General features: G+C 68.2%; 14 protein-coding genes and 2 tRNA genes. 10 read left to right on the top strand and 6 right to left on the bottom strand.

The window, feature by feature from the left end; all coding sequences use genetic code 11:
* Nucleotides 1–85: 85 nt before the first annotated feature.
* The 4 genes from ACYSM9_RS11765 to ACYSM9_RS11750 form a co-directional block, all read right to left on the bottom strand.
* Nucleotides 86–823, bottom strand: a complete 738-nt coding sequence (locus tag ACYSM9_RS11765; protein WP_461857142.1) for an amino acid ABC transporter ATP-binding protein — start codon at nucleotides 821–823, stop codon at nucleotides 86–88.
* On the bottom strand, nucleotides 820–1584 hold the full coding sequence (locus ACYSM9_RS11760; protein ID WP_461857141.1) for an amino acid ABC transporter permease: 765 nt from the start codon (nucleotides 1582–1584) through the stop codon (nucleotides 820–822). The genes ACYSM9_RS11765 and ACYSM9_RS11760 overlap by 4 nt, the downstream gene beginning before the upstream one ends.
* 12 nt (nucleotides 1585–1596) lie before the next feature.
* A complete protein-coding gene (locus ACYSM9_RS11755; RefSeq protein WP_461857140.1) occupies nucleotides 1597–2550 on the bottom strand; it encodes an ABC transporter substrate-binding protein in 954 nt (317 codons plus the stop codon).
* Nucleotides 2551–2881: 331 nt separating this feature from the next.
* Nucleotides 2882–3592, bottom strand: coding sequence for an exonuclease domain-containing protein (locus ACYSM9_RS11750; protein ID WP_461857139.1), 711 nt, complete (start codon nucleotides 3590–3592; stop codon nucleotides 2882–2884).
* Nucleotides 3593–3655: 63 nt separating this feature from the next.
* On the opposite strand from ACYSM9_RS11750, the gene ACYSM9_RS11745 reads away from it, so the two are divergent.
* From ACYSM9_RS11745 to ACYSM9_RS11735, 3 genes are all read left to right on the top strand, one after another.
* Nucleotides 3656–4072: an MGMT family protein gene (locus tag ACYSM9_RS11745; RefSeq protein ID WP_461857138.1), complete on the top strand. Its 417-nt coding sequence runs from the start codon at nucleotides 3656–3658 to the stop codon at nucleotides 4070–4072.
* A gap of 146 nt (nucleotides 4073–4218) precedes the next feature.
* Nucleotides 4219–7401: an ATP-dependent helicase gene (locus tag ACYSM9_RS11740; RefSeq protein WP_461857194.1), complete on the top strand. Its 3183-nt coding sequence runs from the start codon at nucleotides 4219–4221 to the stop codon at nucleotides 7399–7401.
* Nucleotides 7398–10886: an ATP-dependent helicase gene (locus ACYSM9_RS11735; protein WP_461857137.1), complete on the top strand. Its 3489-nt coding sequence runs from the start codon at nucleotides 7398–7400 to the stop codon at nucleotides 10884–10886. Before ACYSM9_RS11740 ends, ACYSM9_RS11735 begins: the two co-directional genes overlap by 4 nt.
* Before the next feature lie 74 nt (nucleotides 10887–10960).
* Here the strand turns inward: ACYSM9_RS11735 and ACYSM9_RS11730 are convergent, their stop codons facing one another.
* Nucleotides 10961–12322, bottom strand: coding sequence for a macrolide 2'-phosphotransferase (locus ACYSM9_RS11730; RefSeq protein ID WP_461857136.1), 1362 nt, complete (start codon nucleotides 12320–12322; stop codon nucleotides 10961–10963).
* Between the two features lie 142 nt (nucleotides 12323–12464).
* Between ACYSM9_RS11730 and nudC the strand changes: the two genes are divergently transcribed.
* The 3 genes from nudC to ACYSM9_RS11715 are packed head-to-tail and all read left to right on the top strand — an operon-like array spanning nucleotide 12465 to nucleotide 16346.
* Nucleotides 12465–13487, top strand: coding sequence for an NAD(+) diphosphatase (gene nudC, locus ACYSM9_RS11725; protein WP_461857135.1), 1023 nt, complete (start codon nucleotides 12465–12467; stop codon nucleotides 13485–13487).
* A gap of 55 nt (nucleotides 13488–13542) precedes the next feature.
* Complete coding sequence (locus ACYSM9_RS11720) at nucleotides 13543–15678, top strand: ATP-dependent DNA helicase UvrD2 (protein ID WP_461857134.1); 2136 nt, start codon at nucleotides 13543–13545, stop codon at nucleotides 15676–15678.
* Nucleotides 15675–16346: a M48 metallopeptidase family protein gene (locus tag ACYSM9_RS11715; RefSeq protein ID WP_461857133.1), complete on the top strand. Its 672-nt coding sequence runs from the start codon at nucleotides 15675–15677 to the stop codon at nucleotides 16344–16346. The genes ACYSM9_RS11720 and ACYSM9_RS11715 overlap by 4 nt, the downstream gene beginning before the upstream one ends.
* 38 nt (nucleotides 16347–16384) lie before the next feature.
* Here the strand turns inward: ACYSM9_RS11715 and ACYSM9_RS11710 are convergent, their stop codons facing one another.
* On the bottom strand, nucleotides 16385–17812 hold the full coding sequence (locus ACYSM9_RS11710; protein ID WP_461857132.1) for a zinc-dependent metalloprotease: 1428 nt from the start codon (nucleotides 17810–17812) through the stop codon (nucleotides 16385–16387).
* A 136-nt stretch (nucleotides 17813–17948) separates the two neighbouring features.
* On the opposite strand from ACYSM9_RS11710, the gene ACYSM9_RS11705 reads away from it, so the two are divergent.
* The 4 genes from ACYSM9_RS11705 to ACYSM9_RS11690 all read left to right on the top strand — a co-directional run bounded on the left by ACYSM9_RS11705 (nucleotide 17949) and on the right by ACYSM9_RS11690 (nucleotide 22736).
* On the top strand, nucleotides 17949–19136 hold the full coding sequence (locus tag ACYSM9_RS11705; protein ID WP_461857131.1) for a YlbL family protein: 1188 nt from the start codon (nucleotides 17949–17951) through the stop codon (nucleotides 19134–19136).
* A 184-nt stretch (nucleotides 19137–19320) separates the two neighbouring features.
* Nucleotides 19321–22305, top strand: a complete 2985-nt coding sequence (locus tag ACYSM9_RS11700) for a UPF0182 family membrane protein (protein ID WP_461857130.1) — start codon at nucleotides 19321–19323, stop codon at nucleotides 22303–22305.
* A gap of 118 nt (nucleotides 22306–22423) precedes the next feature.
* Nucleotides 22424–22497, top strand: a tRNA-Met gene (locus ACYSM9_RS11695).
* Nucleotides 22498–22662: 165 nt separating this feature from the next.
* Nucleotides 22663–22736 (top strand) — tRNA-Met (locus ACYSM9_RS11690).
* Nucleotides 22737–22853 lie beyond the last annotated feature (117 nt).

The raw sequence follows: 22853 nt of genomic DNA, 5'->3' as shown, positions 1-22853 counted from the left end.
CTGCCCTTAAGTGCCACTTCGCGGGGCCTGAACGCAGGAAACCCCGGTTGCAGATGCAACCGGGGTTTCCTGTATCTGGCGGTGGCTAGAGGACGTCCGCGAGGAAGCCCTTCAGCCGGTCTGTCCGGGGTTCGGTGAAGATCTGTTCCGGCGCGCCGGACTCCACCACCACACCGGCGTCCATGAACGTCACGGAATCGGAAACGTTGCGGGAGAAGCCCATTTCGTGGGTCACCACCACCATGGTCATGCCGCCCTTGGCGAGGTCGGTCATGAGTGCCAGGACCCCCTTGACCAGCTCCGGGTCCAGGGCGGACGTGGCCTCGTCGAAGAACATCACTTCGGGTTTCATGGCCAGCGCCCGGGCAATGGCCACGCGCTGCTGCTGGCCACCGGAGAGGTTGGCCGGGCGGGATTCGGCCTTGTGCTTCAGGCCCACCAGGTCCAGTTGCTCCAGCGCTTCGCTGCGCGCCTGCTCCTTGGAAAGCTTGCGCAGTTTCCGCAGCGCCAGCGAGATGTTCTCCTCCACGGTCTTGTGCGGGAACAGGTTGAACTGCTGGAACACCATGCCGATCCGGCGCCGGAGTTCATCCGGGTTGTCCTTCAGGACGGAACGGCCGTCCAGCAGGATGTCGCCCTGGTCCGGCTCGATCAGCCGGTTCATGACCCGCAGCAGCGTGGACTTGCCCGAGCCGGACGGGCCGATGACCGACGCCGTCGTGCCCTGGGGGACGTGCAGGTCGATGCCCCGCAGGACATGGTTGCTGCCGAAGGAAAGATGGATGTTCTTGGCGCTCAGCGTTCCTGACGCAAACTCGCTCATGCCTGTGCTCCCTTCCCGACGACGGCGGCGGCCTCGTCCGGTTCCTTCTTTTCAGGCCGGCCGGTGCGCAGGCGGGCGTCGATCCAGTTGACGAAGTGCGTCAGCGGGATGGTGAGCACCAGGTAGAAGACCGCCGCCGCCACGTACGGCGACAGGTTGCCCGTAGTGGCGGCCGCGTCCTTGCCGATCTGGAAGATCTCGCGTTCGCTGGCCAGCAGGCCAAGGAGGAACACCAGGGAGGATTCCTTGATCAGCGCAATGAACTGGTTGACCAGGGCCGGGAGGACCCGGCGGATGCCCTGGGGGACGACGACGAGGCGCATCGACGCCCCGTAGCCGAACCCCAGGGCCCGCGATGCCTCGAGCTGTCCCTTGTCCACGCTCTGGATGCCGGAACGGAAGATCTCGCCGATGTAGGCGCCGGACATCAGGGACAGGGCGGCGATGGCCATCGGGTAGGGGCTCGTGGAACCAGTGAACTCACGCACGATCGGTCCGAATCCGAATCCGATGACCAGGATGGTCAGGACCGGCGGCAGGCCGCGCAGGATGTCGGTGTAGACCCGTGCGATCCAGCGCGCTGCTGCGTTCCGGGAGATCCCCATCAGGGCGAGCAGCATCCCGAGGGCTGTCCCGATGATGCCTGAGATGATGGCGAGCACGAGGGTGTTCGGCAAACCGACGGCGAACATCTTGGGGATGACTTCGCCCATCGCCTTCCAGTCAAGGAAGGTATCAGCGAGTTGCTTGAGGATATCCATGGAACGCCCTGGTTACTTGGCGGCCGGGATCTGGACGGCCTTGCTGCCCGGCTTCCAGCCCTGCGGGGTCTGCTCGGCGGCGGTGGGACGGTCCTTGTACCACTCGGCGGTCAGCTTGGTCCACGTGCCGTCAGCGATCACTGCGTCGAGGCCTGAGTTCAGGGCATCGATCAGGGCCTGGTTGTCCTTGTTCACGGCGTAGGCGGTGAAGTTCTGGGTGTTGACGACCTTTTCGGCGATCTTCGTGTTGTCGCCTTCCTTGACCTGGCCGGTGGCCTGCTGCGACGGGGCAACCCACGCGTCGATCTGGCCGTTCTTCACGTTGCCGTAGACCGTGTTGTAGTCCGGGAAGCGGACAGGCTCCAGGCCCAGGGTGTTGGTGACGTAGTCGTCCTGGACGGTGCCCTGGACGACGCCGATGCGGACGCCTTCCTTGAGGTCGGCGAAGCCGGTGACCTTGGCATCGTTCTTGGTGACAACAGCCATGTAGCCGAAGTCGTAGCCGTTGGTGAAGCCAACGGTCTTGCGGCGTGCGTCGGTGGTGGAGATTGAGGAGGACCCGACGTCGAACTGCTTGTTGGCCACCTGGGACAGCAGGGCGGAGAAATCGGTGGAGGCGAACTCGACCTTCAGGCCCAGCTTGTCACCGATGGCGCGCAGCAGTTCGTTGTCGTAGCCGGTGAACTTGCCGGAGGGGTCGATGAAAATGTTCGGCGGCGCATCGGACAGCGTGCCGACGCGCAGGGTGCCCTCGGTGATCAGGCCGAGCTTGGTCTTGTCGATCTTGTCGATCGGGGTGACCTCGGCGGTGGTGTACTTGTCCAGCGTCTGCTGGTCGCTGCCCTTGAGGGCGTCCGTGGGAGTGCCGCTGGGCTGGGAGGAGCCGCCTCCGCAGGCTGCCAGCGACGCCGCGAGGGCCAGGGCAACGGGAGCGGTCGTGAGCCACTTCAACGCTTTGATTTTCATCAGGTTGTCACTTTCATTGAGTCATAAGTCGACCGGGCCGCAAGGCTGCGCTGTGGCACCTGGCCCTGCCCGGTGCTGGTCCAGCAGGCCGGGGCAGGGGGCGACCGCAAAACTTTATTGTCTCACTTGTGTGAATTTAGGGTCGCCGGTGAAGAACAGGCGGCGCGTGGGGGACATAGCCGAAGAACCTTTAGTGGATTGGCGTTCCGGGCGCAGCCGAGAGGGGTCTCGCGGCATCAGGGCGAACGGGGCGGCGCCGCCGGCGTGCTGTTTGTGAAGCGGTGCGACTGTGACATGCGTCCCAATAGCTGGCGGGAGGCCTGGAACCGGCCTAGAAGCCGCCGGTGGTGGCATCCTGCGGGGGCAGCACCGGCCAGTCTCCCTCGATGACCGCCGTCGGCTTGGTCTTCCGGAGGTAGCCCTGGAAATCCGCGGCCTGGCTGACCGCCCATTCCACCTGCAGCTGGTGCAGCTGGCTGGCCGGCATCATCAGCTTGGGGAACTTGCCCGCCATGGCATCAAGGACCCGCAGCGTGGCCAGGGCATCCGCCGCGGAGGTGTGGGCGTTGTCGAGGACTACACCATATTCCTCGCAGAGCGCTGTAAGCGTCCGCTTGCCCTTCCGGTACCGGTCCACCTGCTTGTTCATGATGTAGGGGTCCAGTACCGGGAACCGGCTGAGCTGGGGAATGCCGTACCGGGCGGATTCAGCGGCAAGGACCGTGAAGTCGTAGCTGGCGTTGAAGGCGATGACCGGAATGCCTGAGTCGAAGAGCTCCTGAAGGACCGCGGCAACCTCGCCTGTCACCTCGTGCGCCGGCCGGCCCTCCCGCCGTGCCTGTTCGGTGGTGATGCCGTGGACGTCGCTTGCCTCGGTGGGGATCTCAACGCCCGGATCGGCCAGCCACTCGTGCTCCCTGATGACTTCGCCCCGGTGGTCCACCACCGTGATTGACGCGGTGACGATCCTTGCCGCACGCGAGTTGCGGCCCGTGGTTTCGAGGTCGAATGCTGCGCGGGGGAGGGTGTTCCAGGTGCTCATGGTTCCACGCTACGGGGACCGTCCGACAATTCCGGGGAACGCCACTGCGGCTACATTGGATCAATGCGGATTGAGTACGTGGAGGCGGTCCTGGCCATCGTAGAGCTGGTGCCGGCAGGATCCGCAGTCTCGTACGGGGATGTCGCCGAGCTGCTCGGCTCAGGAGGGCCGCGGCAGGTGGGTTCCGTGATGAGCCACTACGGCAGCGGGGTGCCATGGTGGCGGGTCCTGAAGGCCAGCGGGCACGCCCCCGAAGGCCATGAGGCCGGGGCCCTGCTCCGCTACGTCGAGGAGGGTACGCCGCTCATGGGTGCGTACGAGGCCTTCCTTCGGACCGGGGAGGGGCGGTGGCGGGTTGACCTGGCAGCGGCACGCTGGGCGCCCACCGACGACGACTTTGACGGCATCGATGCGATCGCCGGGCGGCTGGAGCGCCACGTCCATCAATTGTCGGTGCCGGATGATGGAATGGCGTTGTGACGGTAACACTGCCTTTGACCGGTCCCCAGGACGAATATCGCCAGGACGAATACCGCCAGGACCCGCATCCCCCGGACGCGTCCTTCGGCGCCGCAGCGCACAGTGCCGCGGCGGGAACAGCGCTGCGGTTGCTGCCGCCCCGGCGCATGCACGCGCAGGACATCATCATGACGCCGGACCAGCAGGCCGCCGTGGACGTCCCCCAGGGATCCGGGCCGGTTCTGGTTCCAGGGGCGCCGGGCACCGGCAAGACAACCGTCCTGATCGAGGCAGCCGTCCAGCGTGTGTTCCGCGACGGCGTGGATCCCGAACGGATGCTGATCCTGGCGCCGACCCGGCTCGCGGCGGATTTCCTGCGGGACCGTTTCACCGCCCGGTTGGACAGGAGCCTGAGCACCACCCCGGCCCGGACCTGGGCCTCCTACGCGTTTGACCTGATCCGGCGTGCCAGGGCCGAAGGCGTTATCCCGTTGCCCAAACCGCCCCGCCTGCTCTCAGGGCCGGAGCAGGACCTCATCATCAGGGAACTCCTCGACGGCCACCGGCTGCCGGGACTGGAACTGCCCTGGCCCCCGGACCTTGACGGGGCCTTGGAGACGCGCGGATTCCGCCACGAGGTACGGCAGTTGTTCGACCGCATCATCGAGTCAGGCCGGACCGCGGCAGACCTCGAACAGCTGGGCCGCGAGTGCGGCCGGCCCGACTGGAAAGCGGCAGCTGCCCTCTACGCGGAGTACCGCGACGTCCTGGACCTTCGCATGCCTGAAGCCTTTGACCCCGCAGGCATCATCACGGCCGCCCGGCATATCTTCCAGGACGCTCCGGATTTCCTCGCGGCCGAACGCGCCCGGCTCCAGCTCGTCCTGGTGGACGACATCCAGGAGGCGAACCCGGCCATCTTTGAACTGCTCGCGGATATCGCCGCGGGCAGGGACTGCTACGTGACGTTCTCCCCGGACACCGTCGTCCAGGGGTTCCGTGGCGCGCGCCCTGACCTGGTGGCTGAGCTGCCACGGCTGCTCTCAACCCGGCAGCCCGCCGTCGACCGTCCCCTTCGGTACGCCCACGGTCCGGCGCCCGCCGTCGCTGACGCCTGGCTCACTGTTGCCGGGCGGATCTCGCAGCGCGCCGGCGGGCAGTCGGCCCGGCAGCTGGACCAGCCCGTAACCGCCCGGCCACGGGGCGCCGTTGAAGCCCACCTGGTGCCCACCCCGGTCCATGAACTGCGCTACGTCGCGCAGCGCATCCTGGACCAGCACATCAACCACGGGCGGGACCTGGCGGACATGGCGGTGATCGTGCGCAACGGCGGCCAGGTCAGTGAGCTGCAGCGCTACCTGTCCGGCCAGGGGATCCCCGCGCGGGTACCGGTGGCAGAGTCCGCGGTCCGGGACGAGGTGGCAGTACGTCCCCTCCTGGATGCGTTCGCCATTGCGCTGGACCCGGCATTGCTCACCCCGGAAACAGCAGTATCGCTCCTGACGTCAAGGATCGGCGGCGCGAGCTCCATCGAGCTGCGCAGGCTCCGGCAGTCACTGCGGCGCGAGGAACTGCTGGGCGGCGGAGGACGCAGCAGCGACGCCCTCCTCGTCGAAGCGCTGCTGGAGCCGGGCGCGCTGGGGGCACTCGGGATCGAGGGCCGGGCCGCCCGCCGCACGGCGCGGATGATCCACGCCGGACGGCAGGCAGCCGCCCTGCCCGGCGCGAACGCGGAGTCGGTGCTGTGGGCGCTGTGGAACTCGACCGGGCTGGCTGCGGCCTGGACTGAAACGGCGCTCGCCGGGGGTCCGCACGGCTCCCGCGCGGACCGGGACCTCGACGCGATGATGGCACTGTTCCATACCGCGGAACGCTATGTGGACCAGATGCCGGGGGCCGGGCCGGAACAGTTCCTGGAGTACCTCCTGAACCAGGAGCTTCCCATGGACACCCTCGCCGCCCGGGCGCAGCTGGACGACGCCGTCGAACTGATGACGCCGGCCAGTGCTGCCGGGCGGCAATGGCCGGTGGTGATCATCGCGGGCCTGCAGGAAGGGGTATGGCCCAACACGAGGCTCCGCGGTGAACTGCTGGGCAGCACGTTGTACACGGACGCCGTGGAGCACGGGCCCGAGTACGCCCTGCAGCGTGACCCGCTCAGCCGCCTGCGTGACATCCGCTACGACGAGCTCCGCAGCTTCTCCACCGCCGTCTCCAGGGCGGGCGAACTGCTCATCTGTACCGCTGTCTCATCCGAGGACGACCAGCCGTCGTCCTTCCTGGACTTCGTTGCACCCCTTGCACCGGGGGAGGAGGCCAGGGGCTTCACCCGGGTGGAGCGCCCCATGACCCTGCGGGCCCTTGTCGCGGAGCTGCGGCAGTGCGCCCAGCTGGATCCGGCCCGGGTGCCCGAGGCGGAAGAGGCGGCCAGGGTCCTCGCCCACCTGGCCGCCGCCGAGCCGGCCGCCGCCGGGGCCCACCCCGACAGCTGGTGGGGGCTGGCGCCGCTGACGTCCCGGGAGGCGGTGGTTCCTCCCGGGGGCACGGTCTTCGTGTCTCCCTCCAAAGTCGAGACGGTGCAGAAGTCCCCGTTGGACTGGTTCGTCCAGGCGGCGGGCGGGGAAGCGGCCACCGATTTTGCCAGGAGCCTGGGAACGCTGGTGCACGCCATCGCCCAGGACATGCCCGATGCCTCCGGCTCCGAGTACGTCGGCGAGCTTGTCCGCCGCTGGCCGGCCCTCGGCATGAAGGACAACTGGGAGGGACGGCTGGACTTCCAGCGGGCCGAAGCGATGGTACGCAAGCTCGCCCAGTACGTGCTGGTGATGAGGAGCGAGGGCCGCAGCCTGCTGGGAGTCGAACAGGACTTTGAAATGGGCCTGGGCGGCGTGGACGTCGGGGACGAATCCACACGCCCGGCCATCCTCCGGGGCCAGGTGGACCGGCTGGAGATCGACCGCGAGGGCCGGCTGGTCATCGTTGACATCAAAACCGGGAAACGGCAGCCCGGCAAGGCCGAGCTGTCCCGGCACCCCCAGCTTGGCGCGTACCAGGCGGCCGTCCTCGGCGGCGGCTTCGCTGCCGCCCCCGGGGACGGGCCGGGCCTGCCCGGCGGGGCGGTGCTGGCCCAGCTGGGGACCGGAGCGAAGAGCCCGGCCATCCAGCAGCAGGAACCGATCGACCCCGGGGAGAACTGGGCGCTTGACATGGTCAAGGAAGCGGCAGGCGTCATGGGTGGCAGTGAATTCATGGCACGGCACGATCCCGCCAAGGGCGGCCATGGCGGCCACGGCTGCAGGCTTCCCGAAGTTTGCCCGCTGTGCGTGCGCGGAAGGCAGGTAACGGAGTGAGCGGGGCCGTGGAAGCAACCATCAGCCCGGTGGCGCCCCCTGCGCCCCGATTCAGTCCCGAAGAGCTTTCGGTACTGCTTGGCGAGAAGAATACGCCGACGGCCGAGCAGTCCGCCATTATCTCCTCTCCACTGGCACCGCGGCTGGTTATCGCCGGGGCCGGCTCCGGCAAGACGGCCACCATGGCGGACCGGGTGGTGTGGCTCGTGGCCAACGGCTGGGTCCGTCCGGAGGAGGTCCTGGGAGTTACGTTCACCCGGAAAGCCGCCGGTGAGCTGGCCACCCGCATCAGGGCCAAGCTGCTGGCCCTGCAGCGGCTTGGCGCGAAGGACACCGCACACCGGGTCTTCCCCGAGGGCCTGCTCAGCAGCGACGCCCTTGAACCCAAGGTCTCCACGTACCACTCCTTCGCCAGCGGCATCGTCTCCGACTATGGCCTGCGGCTTGGGGTCGAACGCGATGTCGTCCTGCTCGGGGGTGCCCAGGCCTGGCAGCTCGCCAGCGAGGTGGTAGAGGCCTACGACGGCGAATACGCCCACTTCCGGGCAGCCAAGTCCACGCTCGTCAAGGCCGTTATCCAACTCGCAGGCGAGTGCGCCGAGCACCTCCAGGAGCCGGAAGACGTCGAGGCATGGCTGATGGCAAGGCTCGCCGAGTTCGAAGCACTCCCATACCTGGCGGACAAGAAGAAGAACCCGTCCCAGGCCGCCGCCGACCTCACCGGAATGCTGCGGACCCGGGCCAGCGTTGCTGACATGGTTGGCCGCTACGCTGCCGCCAAGCGTGCCCGCGGTGCCCTCGACTTCGGCGACCTGGTGGCACTTGCGGCGCGTGTGGCCCGGGAGGTTCCGCTAGCCGCCACGATGGAACGTCAACGGTACAAAGTGGTCCTGCTCGACGAGTTCCAGGACACGTCGTACGCGCAGCTGGTCCTGTTTTCGCGGCTCTTTGGCGGCGGCCACGCAGTGACGGCCGTCGGCGACCCCAACCAGTCCATCTACGGATTCCGCGGCGCCTCCGCCGGCCAGTTGTTCCACTTCGTCCGCGAGTTCCCTGTCCGTACAGGCCAACCCGGTGACGAACGGGGCTGGGCTCCGGCGCCCACGTCATACCTCACCACCGCCTGGCGGAATGGCCGCTCCATCCTTGCGGCCGCCAACGTCATGTCGCAGGCGCTCGGCAAGGAAGCGGCACGGCAGGGGGCCCCCGGCAGCGGGGGCGCTGCTGCCGACGTGCCGCCCCTGCAGCCAAGCCCTTACGCCGTGGACGGGACGGTGGTGCTGGGACGATTTGCCAGCGACGTGGACGAGGCCGCCGCGCTCGCCGACGATGTCCTGAAGTACCGGGTCACCGACTTCGAGAGAAACCCGGACGGCTCGGCAGTGCCCCCGGCCCTTGCGGTGCTGTGCCGCCGGCGGGCCCAGATGGAAACAATCCGCCGGCAGTTTGAAGCCCGGGGCATCCCCTACGAAATCGTCGGTCTCGGCGGACTCCTGGACACCCCCGAAATCGTCGACCTTGTGGCCACGCTGCGGGTCCTTGCCGACCCTGGCCGGTCCGATGCCCTCATGCGGCTGCTTGCCGGGGCCCGGTGGCGGATAGGCCCGGCCGACCTCATGGCCCTGCGTGACTGGTCGGGCCAGCTTGCGCGCCGCCGCGGCGCGGCGCCCCCAGGGCCAGGGCAAGAGGGTGACGCCGGGGCCGAGGGCGGCGATGACGCAGAAGGCACCGTCCTGGAAAGTGACATGACTGACGCCGCCAGCCTGGTCGAGGCCCTGGACTTCCTGCCGCGGGAGGGGTGGGTATCGGCCAACGGCAGGACGCTCAGCCCCCAGGCCCGCGGCCGCTTGGCGCGCCTTTCGGCAGAACTGAGGCAACTGCGCGGCTACCTCGGCGACGACCTCACCACCCTGCTTGGCGAAGTGGAGAGGGCGATGTTGCTGGACATCGAAGTTGCGGCCCGGCCGGGAGTCAGCATCCACCAGGCAAGGCGTAACCTTGACGCTTTCCAGGACGCCGCCGCCGGATTCCTGCGCACCTCCCAGCGGGTGGACGTTCTTGCCTTCCTGTCCTGGCTGGAGGCTGCTTCCGCCGAGGAAAACGGGCTTGAAGCACCTGCCAGCGACGTGAACAGGGACGCCGTGCAGCTTTTGACGGTCCATGCGTCGAAGGGGCTTGAATGGGACGTCGTCTTCGTCCCGGGCCTGAATGCGGGCGCCTTTCCCAGCGACAGGGATTCCCGTTGGAGCAGCGGCGCTGCCGCGCTGCCCTGGCCATTGCGCGGCGACCGCGCGGACCTGCCGCAGTGGGACCTGGACCAGCCGGACCAGAAGGGCTGGCTGGACGCCGAAAAGGACTACAAGGCGGCCGTGCAGGCGCATGGAGAATCGGAAGAGCGGCGGCTCGCCTACGTCGCCTACACCAGGGCCAAGCACGTCCTCTGGGCGTCCAGTTGCGCCTGGGCGGGCTCCCGGGCGGGGCGCACCGACATGTCGCCCTTCCTTGCCGGGCTTGAGGTGCTGGTCCAGGGTGCCGGGGGGCCGTCAGTTGCCAACGCCGTGGTCCATCCGCTGTCACAGGAAGAAGCCGCGCTGCCCGAGGACAGCCCGCTGACGCTTGAAACGGAAATGGCCGGGTGGCCCTACGATCCCCTCGAGGGGCCCGTGGACCCCCGCACCGGTCACCGCCTGCGCCTCACCCGTGGCCGCCGGCAAGCCATGGAAGAAGCGGCCCAGCGTGTGCTCAGGGCACTGGATTCGGGTGCCACGGAACTGCAGCCGGACGACGGATCGGCGCCTCTGCTGACCGGCCCGGCAGCCGGATGGGCCAGGGAAGCTGCCCTCCTGCTCGAGCGCAGGGCGCGCAGGTCCCGCGGTCAGGATGTCCACCTTCCAAGCCATATCTCGGCGTCCACCCTGGTGGACCTGGGGGAGGACCCGGCAGCGGTGCTCGGACGGCTGCGCCGCCCCGTGCCGCGGGAGCCCGGCATGTCGGCGCGGAAGGGAACGGCGTTCCACGCCTGGGTGGAGGAGTACTTCGGGACCGCAGGAATGCTGGACCTTGGCGAAGCCCCCGGGTCCGACGACCATATCGACGCCGCCTATGACCTGGATGCCATGGTTGCCACCTTCCGTGCCTCGCCGTGGGCCGACAGGTCGCCTGCGTTCGTCGAGGTCCCGGTGGAGACGCGCGTGGGGGAGGTGGTGGTCCGCGGGCGGATCGATGCCGTCTTCCGCGATGCCGACGGCCGTTGGGACCTCGTGGACTGGAAGACGGGACGCCGTCCTTCCGCCGCCCAGTTGAAGACGCGGTCAATCCAGCTTGCCGCATACCGCCTGGCCTGGGCGCGCCTCAAGGATGTTCCGCTGGAGGAGGTCCGGGCTGCGTTCTTCTATGTTGCCGACAACGCCGTGGTGCGTCCGCATGACCTCGGCACCGCCGCCGAACTGGAGGCAGTTGTGGCGGCAGCGCTGTCCCGGGCATGAGCCGCCACCAGTACGGTGCAGGCGCCAGCCCGGTGCCGGCACGCGGGCCGGGTTCCCGCCGACGCGGGATGTGGTCAGCGTTGCTGCACGTTGACGACCGAGATCGCCGCAGTGGATGTGTCATCCGGGCCCTTGGCCTCGGCCTCCGGGGCGCCGGCGGCGCTACCGGCGCTGCCGGTTCCAGATACGGACGCGGCTCCGGACTCGGACGCGGAGGCGGAAGGTGCCGGGTCCGCCGGAATCGGCGCGACGTGCACCGCAGGCTGGGTGGGCACGGGAACCACGGTGACCGCAGGCTGGGCGGGTACGGGAACCACGGTGACCGCAGGATCGGCGGGCACGGCGGACACGGTGACCGCAGGCGTCACGGCGCTGCTGCCGCCTGCGCCCGGGACTTTTGCGGCGGCATGGCCCGTACTGGCATCGCCAGGACCGCCAAGGCCCGTGCCGGCGGATGCCGCAGGCCCCGATGCGCTTTGCTTGCCTGCCGCCGGGAGGGGCTCAACGCTGATGGGCTGGCCGCCGAATTCGGCGATGTCGCCGGCCAGGCTCTCCAGCATGCCCTCTGCTTCGGAGACCATGGCATCATCGGCGGCGGCGAGGCCCTTGACCAGGTACTGCGCCAACGCGAACTCGGCGGACAGGGCCGCCCGGCGCAGCAGGTGCTGGTCCGGGGCGTCACGCCGGCTGGCGGTGTAGGACTTCAGGACCGCGTCCACGAAGTCCTGCTCATTGGACGCCACCAGCCAGGCGAAGTCGTCCGCGGGGTCGCCGATGCGCAGGTCCGTCCACCCGGTCACCGCCGTCACCCGGCCAGCCTCCACCAGCAGGTTGTCCTCGTGCAGGTCGCCGTGGACCACGCTGGGGTTGAACCGCCACAGTGACACGTCCTCCATGGCATGTTCCCAGCGCCGCAGCAGTGCCGGAGGAATCTTCCCTGTAGTAGCCGCCTGGTCCAGTTCATTCAGCCTCCGCTGGCGGAATTCATTGGGTGTGTAGCTGGGCAGGTCGGCGTTGCTGACCAGGGCGCGGGGCAGGTCGTGGATCGCGGCAAGGGCAGAGCCGATTTCCCGGGCGAGGCTTTCCGGCCCGGACGTCAGTTCCTCGACGCTGCGGGTGCTTCCGGACAGGTGTGAGTAGACGAAGGTGCTCAGCGTACCCAGCCGCACGCTTCCAGCCACTGTGGGCATCAGGAACGGCAGCTCGGCCCGGACGGCCGGGGCGAAGGCGCGCAGGACCAGGAATTCGGTTTCGAGCCGTGCACTAGCTTCGGCATGGCGGGGCGACCTTACCCGCCAGCGTTTGCCCTCGGAATCCAGCAGCAGTGCCGCATCGAAGTCCGCGGGATCATCCGGGGCAGAGCTAACGGCCGTCGGGGTCAGTCCGGGGACTGCCGCGGTTGCAATGGCCGCCAGTTCAATCGGTTTTCTTCTCACCATTCCACGGTAGATTGCCCGCTGCCCCGCAGCGCGGTCCGCAGGCGGCGAGTCCCCAGATAGGTGCATTTCCTTCAAGCGGTTCCTGCGGGGAGGCAGGGAGGAAATGCGAAATGTCGGCACCAGTCAGTACGGTGGACTCATGAGCCATGCGGAGTCTGTCATACCCGTCCACCGAGGCATTCCGGCAGGGCCGCCGGCGAACCACCTGGTGGATACCTTGCTTCCGGTCCGTCCGGCGCTGGTCGACCGCGGATCAGTGGCCCGCACCAGGCCCGGCATGGTGGATGAACTGCTGGCCGATCCTGATGCCAGGGCGCTCATCCTCTCCGGCCGCCAGGGCCTGGTGCAGGACGGCCGGATGGTCCTGGCCGGGGCGAAGGACCTCCTGGCGGAGCTCGCGCAGGCGGGAACGGGGCCGGAACTGGTGGTGTATCTCGGATCGGCGCTGCCCGCCGCGGACCTTCCCGCCGGCACGGAGTTGCTGCTCTTTGTCCTGCCTGAGCCTGTCGAGCCCGGAACAGCGGGTATCCCCGGCGGGGCCTCGTGGGCCGGGTTCCGTGACGTCGCGGCGGGCCTGACTGCCACGTCCACGGCGCTGTTTGTGGAATCAAGCGCCATCGCCAACTGGCACGCCGGGCACACGCACTGCCCCCGCTGCGGCACGCCAACGGTGGTGGAAGCCGGCGGCTGGATGCGCCGCTGCCCCGCGGACAACACCGAGCACTATCCCCGCACGGACCCGGCCATCATCGTCACCGTGGTGGGCCCGGACGGGCGGCTGCTGCTGGGCGGAGGCGGACCCGTGGACGCCCGCAACTATTCCACCCTGGCAGGGTTCGTTGAGCCCGGCGAATCGCTGGAAGAGGCCGTCGTCCGGGAGATCCAGGAGGAGGTGGGTGTCCGGGTTTCCGCGTGCCAGTACCTGGGCTCCCAGTCGTGGCCGTTCCCGGCCTCCCTTATGCTTGGATTTACCGCCGTCACCGAGGACGCCCAGGCAACGCCCGACGGCGTGGAGGTCACCAGGGCCCGCTGGTTCAGCCGCGAGGAACTGCAGGAAGCGGTGCTTAGCGGCGAAATCACCATTTCGAGCAGGCTCTCCATTGCCCGCTCCCTGATTGAGCACTGGTTCGGCGGGCGGATCCAGGACCGGGCCGGCGCCTAAGCAATTCCATCCACCAGACTCCAGCACGCGGTAGTCGAGACACAGAGCAGCAGAAGTGACTACAGAGAATTTTGACGGAGCAGCATCCCTGGAGGACCGGATCCTCGGCGGGCTGGACGCCGAGCAGCGTGAGGTGGCCAGCACCCTCAACGGGCCGCTCTGCGTACTGGCCGGAGCGGGGACCGGCAAGACCCGGGCCATCACCCACCGCATCGCGTACGGCGTCCACTCCGGCGTCTACAGTCCGCAGCGACTGCTCGCCGTGACCTTCACGGCCCGCGCCGCGGCGGAGATGCGCAGCCGGCTGCGGGACCTTGGTGCCGGGAACGTGCAAGCACGCACGTTCCACGCCGCCGCTTTGCGCCAGCTGCAGTTCTTTTGGCCGCAGGCCGTGGGCGGCGCGTTGCCCAACCTCCTGGACCACAAGGCCCAGACCCTTGCCGAGGCTGCCCGCCGGCTGCGGCTCAGCACCGACCGCGCGTCCATCCGGGACCTCGCATCGGAAATCGAATGGGCAAAGGTGTCCATGCTGACTCCGGCCAATTACCTGGAGAATGCCCAGGGCAGGGGAGCGCCGGGCGGTTTCGACCTGACCGCCGTCGCGCGCGTCTTCCAGTCCTACGAGGACGTCAAGACGGACCGAAACGTGATCGACTTCGAGGACGTCCTGTTGATCACCGTGGGCATCCTGCAGGAGGACGAGAAAGTTGCGGCCACCGTCCGGGAACAGTACCGGCACTTCGTGGTCGATGAGTACCAGGACGTTTCCCCGCTGCAGCAGCGGCTCCTGGAGCTCTGGCTCGGGGGCCGGGACGAACTGTGCGTCGTCGGCGATGCCAGCCAGACCATCTACTCCTTCACCGGGGCCTCGCCCCGGCACCTGCTCGACTTCAAGGCCCGCTACCCGCAGGCCAACGTGGTCAAACTCATCCGGGACTACCGTTCCACCCCGCAGGTGGTGAAACTCGCCAACGAGCTCCTGGCCGGACGGCGCAGCGGAGGCCCTGCCGCCGACGCCGCCTGGGCCACGCCCCTGCAGCTCGTGGCGCAGCGCCCCGCAGGCCCGGCACCCCAGTTCACGGAGTGCTCCGATGATGAGGCCGAGGCCGCCATGGTGGCGCAGAAGGTCAAAGTCCTGCTCGACGCCGGCACGCCGGCCAGCGAGATCGCTGTCCTGTTCCGGACCAACGGCCAGTCCGAAGCCTACGAACAGGCCCTGGCAGCTGCCGGAATCGGCTACCAGCTGCGCGGCGGGGAACGGTTCTTCGCCCGCAAGGAGGTCCGCGACGCCATCCTGCAGCTGCGGGCCGCCACCCGGGCCGTGGCTGAAACTGATGCACCGGAGCCGCTGGGCCAGCTGGTCCGCGACATCGTCTCTTCCCTGGGTTACACGGACTCCGCCCCCCATAGCGGCGGGGCCCTGCGGGAGCGGTGGGAGTCCCTGGCGGCACTGGTGGCCCTTGCCGACGAATTGGTGCAGAACCGCGGACCCCAGTTCGGCCTCGCGGACTTCGTCAACGAACTTCAGGAACGTTCACTCGCCCAGCACGCCCCCACGGTGCAGGGCGTGACGCTCGCGTCGCTGCACGCAGCCAAGGGCCTGGAATGGGATGCAGTTTTCCTCGTGGGCCTCAGCGAGGGGCTGATGCCCATCTCCTTCGCCGACGCACCGGAGTCCGTCGACGAGGAACGCCGGCTCCTGTACGTCGGCATCACCCGGGCCCGCGAGCACCTCTCCCTCTCCTGGAGCACCGCGCGGACCCCGGGCGGCCGGGCCAACAGGAAGCCCTCCCGGTTCCTGGACGGGCTGCGCCCCGATTCGGTCGCCAGCTCCAGCGCCCGCGGCAAAGGCCCCGCACCCCGCCGCAAGGCAGCAGCCCCCGCCATGTGCAGGGTCTGCGGCAGCATGCTGGCCACGGGCGCCGAACGCAAGGTGGGCCGCTGCAACGCATGCCCGCCCAGCTATGAGGAACAGACCTTCGACGCCCTGCGGAACTGGCGCCGCGAGGTGGCGTTGTCCGCGGATGTGCCCGCGTTCGTCGTCTTCACGGACGCCACCCTGACTGCCATTGCCGAGGCCAGGCCGGCGTCACTGGAGGAGCTCGCCGCCCTTGCCGGCGTCGGCCCATCCAAGCTCGAACGGTACGGCGAAGACGTTCTCCGGGTCCTTACCGAGAGCTCCGTCCTGTGAGCGGGGCGGCCCGGCGTGCCCGGCAGCAGACCGCCGGGCTGACGACACCCGGCGGGGCTCCCGTGGAGGTGCGCCGTTCGGCGCGGCGGACGCGGACGGTGGCCGCCTTCTGGGAGAACGGGACAGCTGTGGTGGCCATCCCGGCCCGGTTCACTGCGGCCCAGGAGAAAGAATGGGTCCACCGGATGCTGGCGAAGCTCCAGCGGCAGGGGGAGCGGCGGGCTGCGCCGGGCCGCAGGCGCCCGGCCAGCGATGAAGCGCTGGCAGCCCACGCAGCGCACCTTTCCGCGAAGTACTTTGGCGGCCGGGCGGTCCCGACGACGGTCCGCTGGGTCAGCAACCAGAACTCGCGGTGGGGTTCGGCCACCCCGGCGGAGGGCACCATCCGCCTGTCGGACAAACTGCGCACCATGCCGCAGTGGGTGATCGACTACGTCCTGCTGCACGAACTTGCCCACCTCCTCGTGGCGGGCCACAATGCGGCGTTCTGGAAGCTGCTGGAGGCCTACCCGGAGACCCAGCGCGCCAAGGCCTTCCTGGAAGGTGTTGCCTTCGCCACGTCCCGGGGCCTTAACGCGGATGAAACTGCCCCTGCCGGAACGGCCCGGCAGGGGCAGGAAGATGAGAACGGGCGGGACGGGGACGCCTGGCGGGGCGACGCCGATTAAGGCGCCGGCCCCGCGGACGCTGGGCCCCAGCGAAAGTTTCAGGCCTTGGGCTGGTCCGTCCCGCCGTCGTCGTCCTGGTCTTTGTCATCTGAACCGCCGGCCCCATCATCGCCGGGGGCGGTGTCGAAGCCGCCGCTGAGCAGCTTCTGCAGGGCGTCGTCCACCTCGCTGTCGCTCGCCTCGGCGAGTTTCCGGCGGGAGCTGAAGCCCTTGGGATCGTCCAGGTCCTCGGCGGTGGGCAGCAGGTCGGGGTGGTGCCAGATGGCGTCACGCCCTTCGATGCCGCGCTCTTCCTTCAGCGCAGCCCACAAGGTGGCGGCATCGCGCAGCCTGCGCGGGCGCAGTTCCAGGCCCACCAGGGAGGCGAAGGCGTGCTCGGCAGGGCCGCCCGTCGCGCGGCGCCGGCGCACCGTTTCCCGCAGTGCGCCCGCGGACGGCAGCACCTTTTCGGTGGCGGCAGCGGTGAGTTCATCCACCCAGCCCTCCACCAGGGCGAGCGCGGTCTCGAGCTTTTCGAGTGCCTGGTCCTGCGCCGGGGTCCGCTGCGGCATGAAGACGCCCTGCGACAGGGCCTCCTGGATGCCCTCGGGGTTGCTGGGGTCAAGGTCGCGGGCGAGTTCCTCGATCCGGGAGGTGTCGATGTGGATGCCGCGGGCATAAGCCTCGATGGCTCCGAGCAGATGGCCGCGCAGCCACGGGACCTGGACGAAGAGGCGCGCATGGGCTGCTTCCCTGACCGCAAGGAAAAGGCGGATGTCGTTCTCGGGCAGCGACAACCCCTCGCCGAACGCGGCCACGTTCGTGGGCAGCAGGGCCATTTCGAGGTCGGCGAGCGGAACGCCGATGTCGGTGGAGCTGACGACGTCGGCGGACAGCGCGCCGATGGCCTGGCCCAGCTGCATGCCGAAGATGGCGCCGCCCATGTTCTGCAGCATCGAGGAGGCGCCGCCCATCATGGACTTCATTTCCTCGGGCATCTGCTCGGTCATGGCGGAGGAGAGGGCATTGGCAATGCTGTTCGCCACGGGCTCCGTCAGCCGCTTCCAGGTGCCCAGCGTGGCCTCGACCCATTCGGCGCGCGACCAGGCACGGCCGATCAGCCCGGTGGCGGGCAGGTCGGTGACGGGGTCAAGCCAGAGTTCCGCGAGCCGCAGGGCCTCGTCCACCTCCCGGGACTGCTGCGCCGTCACCGATGGGTCGGAGCTGCTGGCAGCCACCCGGCGGGCATTGTCGTGGGCGAGGGTCCAGTTGACGGGGCCCTCCGACGGTGCGCTCATCATGGCCTGGACCTGGGAAAACATCTGCGCCAGCAGGTTGGGATCGTTCGGCAGGCCGGCAGCCTTGGCGAGTTCCGCGGGGTCGAAGTTCTCCATCCCCTTGCCCCCCATGAGGTTCTGCAGCATCTCGGCCAGCGGATCCTTGGGGTTGTCGTCGCCGTTGGACGGATTAAGTGGGTTGGAGGTCATGATCCCGCCGATCGTCGGTGTGACTGTTAATCAACCTTCACGGTACCCCGGTGCCGGTCGGCTGTCTGCCGCCCGCCGCCGTCGTTCGCTCTAGGCAAAGCACCCCGGCGCCCCGCCCACCGCGTACTGTTGATGGGTGACTACAACCCGTGGCGGCCACCCCTCCGAGGACCAGGTTCCCGACGTTTCTTCGCCCGCAGGTCCACCGCCCTTCACCCCCGGCAACCCCGGGGAGACGCAGGCCGTGCAGGCAGGAACGGACGACGGCGGCGGCCGGGGCAGGCGTGTTTCCACCATGATGGTTGCCGGGCTGGCTGCGCTGGGGCTGGGCATTGCTGCGGGCACGCTGCCGGTGCCGTATGTCATTGAGTCACCGGGCCCCACCTACAACACCCTCGGCGAAAGCCAGGGGCGGCCGGTCATCCACGTCACCGGCCACGAAACCTATCCGGCAGCCGGAAGCCTCGACCTCACCACCGTGTACGTCGACGGCGGTCCGAACGGCCCGGTCAGCATCCTCGGCGCTTTCTCCGCCTGGCTGGACAGCTCCAAGGCGGTGTACCCGGTGGAGCTGATCTACCCCACGGGCACCACCAAGGAGGAGGCCCAGGAGCAGAGCGCGGTGGCGATGACCACCTCCCAGGAAAACGCCGTGGCCTCCGCTTTGAATGAACTGAAGATCCCCTTCGGCCAGCAACTCCAGGCTGCGGGCCTGTCCAAGGATTCGCCCTCCACCGGCAAAATCGAACAGGGCGACGTCCTTAGATCGATCAATGGCAAGGACATCACGTCGCTGGCGGTCATCCAGGACGAACTGGCCGCGGGCAAGGGTGCCCCCGCCTCGGTGACGGTGGACCGCGGCGGGCAGCCTGTCACGGTCGAGGTCAGCCCCAAGGACAACGGCCAGGGCCGCTTCATCCTCGGCGTCATGTTGAAGTACCTGTTCAGTTTCCCGTTCGACGTGCAGATCTCCCTGGACAAGGTGGGCGGCCCCAGCGCAGGGCTGATGTTTTCGCTGGGCATCATCGATACCGTCACGCCGGGGGACCTCACGGGCGACAAACACATTGCCGGCACGGGCACCATTTCCCCGGACGGCGCTGTGGGACCCATCGGGGGCATCGGCCAGAAGATGCGGGGCGCGCGGTCGGCAGGTGCCACCCTCTTCCTCGCGCCCGCGGCCAACTGCGATGAGGTGGCAGGCCATGTTCCCGACGGACTCCAGGTGGTCCGGGTGGAAAACCTGGCCGAAGCCCGCCACGCCGTCGAGGTTGCCGGCAGCGGCCAGGACACAGCCGGGCTGCCTGCCTGCGCGGGCAAGTAGGCCCGGCGCGGAACTAGACTGGGCCCAACTAGACTCGACAGGAACTAAGCTTTACCGCCACTCGTGGCAAAGATGACGGACGTGACCAGCGGTTTCACCGGTACCGGACGTCGCTCGCACGCACGCTTCGAATATTCTGACGACCAGCTATGAGGTACCCAGTTTGTCCCGTCCCGCCAGCACAATGTCCACAGGCAGACCCCCTTCCCGGCGCGGCGCGCTGACCCCCACCCTGATCGTTGTTGCCCTGGTGGTGGTGGGCTTCATCTTCTTCGCCAATGTCTGGACCGACGTCCTCTGGTACCGGCAACTGGGCTTCATCGAGGTGTTCCTCACGGAGAACCTGGCGAAGATCGCCACCTTCGTGGCGGGCTTCGCCGTCATGTTCGCCGCGGTGTTCTTCGCGATCCGCATCGCCTACAACGCCAGGCCGGTCTACGCGCCGGACTCGGAGATCCGGGACAACCTGAACCGCTACCAGGCGCAGCTTGAGCCCGTCCGCCGGGTGGTCATGGTGGGCCTGCCCATCCTGTTTGGCCTGTTCGCCGGCAGCGCCGCCGCCAGCCAGTGGCAGAAGGTGCTGCTCTTCTTCAACCAGGTGGGCTTCAACCAGGCGGACCCGCAGTTCAACATGGACATCAGCTTCTACCTGATGACCCTGCCGTTCCTGGGCTTCGTGACAGGCTTCCTGATCAGCGTGGTGGTCATCGCTGGCATCGCCGGCATCCTCACGCACTACCTGTACGGCAGCATCCGGCTGATGGAGCGGGGCGTGTTCACCAGCCGCGCCGCGCAGATCCACATCGCCGTGACCGGTGCCGCGTTCCTGGTGCTGCTGGGCGTGAACTTCTGGCTTGACCGGTTCTCCTCGGTGCAGAACAACGGCGGCCGGTGGGCCGGCGCCCTCTATACGGACGTCAACGCCGTCATTCCCACCAAGGCGATTCTCGCCGTGGCCGCCGTGCTGGTCGCGGTCCTGTTCATCGTTGCCGCGGTGATCGGGCGCTGGCGCCTGCCGGTCATCGGCACCGCGATGCTGATCATTACCTCGATCCTGGCCGGCGGTGTGTACCCCTGGGTGATCCAGCAGTTCCAGGTCCGCCCATCGGAACAAACCCTGGAAAGCCAGTACATCCAGCGCAACATCGACAACACCCGCAGGGCCTACGGCCTGGACGGCATCCAGGAAACCCGGTACCAGGCCACGAACACGGCCAACACCGGCGCCCTGGCACCGGACGCCCAGACCACGGCCAACATCCGGCTCCTTGACCCCAACCTGATCTCGGACGCCTTCGCTCAGCTGGAACAGTACCGCCCGTACTACCAGTTTCCCGAGGCCCTCAACGTGGACCGCTACGAGGTGGACGGCAAGATCCAGGACACGGTGATCGCCGTGCGTGAATTGAACCCGGCCAACGTTGCCAGCAACCAGCAGGGCTGGCTCAACCAGCACGTGGTGTACACGCACGGATACGGCGTCGTGGCCGCCAAGGGCAACAAGTTCACCGTGGACGGCAAGCCCGACTTCCTGCAGTCCGGCATCCCGTCCACCGGTGTTCTCGGCAACGACTCCACCTACGAGCCCCGGATCTACTTCGGCGAATCATCGCCGGAGTACTCCATCGTCGGCGCGCCCGAGGGCGCCACGCCGCGTGAGCAGGACCGGCCGTCCGGCAGGGAGGGCGAGGGTGAAACCCAGTACACCTTCCAGGGCAACGGCGGGCCGAACGTGGGTTCCTTCTTCAACAAGGTCCTCTACGCCATCAAGTTCCAGTCCTCGGACCTGCTGCTCTCGGACGGCGTCAACCCTGACTCGCAGATCCTCTACGACCGCAACCCGCGCGAACGCGTCCAGAAGGTGGCCCCCTACCTCACGGTTGACGGAAACGCCTACCCGGCCGTGGTCGATGGCCGGGTGAAGTGGATCGTGGACGGTTACACCACCAGCCAGTACTACCCGTACTCGCAGCAGAAGCAGCTGTCGGAAGCCACCGCGGACACCCAGACCACATCCGGCCGGGCCGTGGCGCTGCCCAACAGCACCGTGAACTACATCCGCAACTCGGTCAAGGCCACCGTGGACGCCTACGACGGTTCCGTCACGCTGTACGCCTGGGACGACACCGATCCCGTGCTGAAGGCCTGGCAGAAGGTCTTCCCGGCGTCGGTGAAGCCGTACACCGAGATGTCGGGCGCCGTGATGAGCCACGTCCGGTACCCGGAGGACCTGTTCAAAGTCCAGCGTGAACTGCTGGGCCAGTACCACGTGACGGACCCCACCAGCTTCTACAAGAACAACGACGCCTGGAGCGTACCCGCCGACCCGACGGTGAACTCCAACACCGACGTCAAGCAGCCGCCGTTCTACATGTCGCTGCAGATGCCGGACCAGGAGAAGCCCGCATTCCAGCTGACCTCGTCGTTCATCCCGCAGATCGTCAACGGCAACGCCCGCAACGTCCTCTACGGCTTCCTCGCCGCCGACTCCGACGCCGGCAACCAGGCCGGCGTCAAGGCTGAAGGCTACGGCAAGCTGAGGCTGCTGCAGATCCCGCCGGAAACGCAGGTGCCCGGCCCCGGCCAGGCACAGAACAAGTTCAACTCCGATCCCACCGTGTCGCAGGCCCTCAACCTGCTGCGGCAAGGCGCGTCGGACGTGCTGAACGGCAACCTGCTCACCCTGCCCGTCGGCGGCGGCATCCTCTACGTCCAGCCGGTGTACCTGAAATCGACCGGCGAGACCTCCTACCCGACCCTCCAGCGGGTCCTGGTGGCCTTCGGCGACAAGGTGGGCTTTGCGCCGACGCTCGACGCCGCGCTGAAGCAGCTCTTCGGCGGCGACTCGGGTGCTTCGGCCGGTGACTCTGCCAACAATGGACAGACTCCTGCCGGTCCGGCGGCCCCGGCGACGCCTGCGGAAGCGGACGCGAAGGCCCAGCTGAAGGCGGCCCTCGATGAAGCGAACTCCGCCATCCAGGCGGGGCAGTCGGCGCTGGCCGCGGGAGACTTTGCGGCGTATGGGGAGGCGCAGAAGAAGGTCGCGGCGGCCCTGCAGAAGGCCATGGACGCCGAGGCCAAGATCCCGGCGACGGCTCCGTCGCCCACGCCTGCCCCGTCAGCGTCGCCGTCGCCGTCGCCGTCGTCGTCGCCGTCAGCAAGCCAGTAGTACGACGGCGGCCGCCCGGTATCCGCGCCCAGGGGGAGCGGGTGCCGGGCGGCGTAACGGACATCACGCCGCCCCGATTTGGCCCCACGTTCACCTGCCGGTAAAGTAGTTGGTGCGACGCGGGGTGGAGCAGTTCGGTAGCTCGCTGGGCTCATAACCCAGAGGTCACAGGTTCAAATCCTGTCCCCGCAACTGGAGAAAGACCCGGACATTGGCAACAATGTCCGGGTCTTTTGCTTTGCCTCCTTGCTTTCCTCCGGAGCGGCCGTATGGAGGGCCGCCGCGGCGGTCCCCGGCCCCGGCCGGCACGGCGGTGGTCAGAGCGGCCCGAAAAGTAGGGTAGTGTTATTCGAGCGACGCGGGGTGGAGCAGTTCGGTAGCTCGCTGGGCTCATAACCCAGAGGTCACAGGTTCAAATCCTGTCCCCGCAACTTATGAAGGCCCCGACCGGCAGTTACGCCGGGCGGGGTCTTCTTTTTCCTTGGATGTACGCAGTTCCTAGTATTCTCTTTCGCAGGGCTCCACGATCTGTGGGCAGCCTGCAGCCG

The organism is Arthrobacter sp. C152, from assembly GCF_054890965.1.
Note: the sequence above shows the minus strand (reverse complement) of the source record. Positions and strands in the feature narration are given on the sequence as shown.

Excerpts from the sequence above, each read along its gene's own strand:
- ACYSM9_RS11755 (WP_461857140.1), bottom strand. The coding sequence starts at position 2,550 with ATGAAAATCAAAGCGTTGAAGTGGCTCACGACCGCTCCCGTTGCCCTG.
- ACYSM9_RS11700 (WP_461857130.1), top strand. The coding sequence starts at position 19,321 with ATGTCCACAGGCAGACCCCCTTCCCGGCGCGGCGCGCTGACCCCCACC.
- nudC (WP_461857135.1), top strand. The coding sequence starts at position 12,465 with ATGAGCCATGCGGAGTCTGTCATACCCGTCCACCGAGGCATTCCGGCA.
- ACYSM9_RS11765 (WP_461857142.1), bottom strand. The coding sequence starts at position 823 with ATGAGCGAGTTTGCGTCAGGAACGCTGAGCGCCAAGAACATCCATCTT.
- ACYSM9_RS11740 (WP_461857194.1), top strand. The coding sequence starts at position 4,219 with ATGCACGCGCAGGACATCATCATGACGCCGGACCAGCAGGCCGCCGTG.
- ACYSM9_RS11750 (WP_461857139.1), bottom strand. The coding sequence starts at position 3,592 with ATGAGCACCTGGAACACCCTCCCCCGCGCAGCATTCGACCTCGAAACC.
- ACYSM9_RS11745 (WP_461857138.1), top strand. The coding sequence starts at position 3,656 with ATGCGGATTGAGTACGTGGAGGCGGTCCTGGCCATCGTAGAGCTGGTG.
- ACYSM9_RS11710 (WP_461857132.1), bottom strand. The coding sequence starts at position 17,812 with ATGACCTCCAACCCACTTAATCCGTCCAACGGCGACGACAACCCCAAG.
- ACYSM9_RS11760 (WP_461857141.1), bottom strand. The coding sequence starts at position 1,584 with ATGGATATCCTCAAGCAACTCGCTGATACCTTCCTTGACTGGAAGGCG.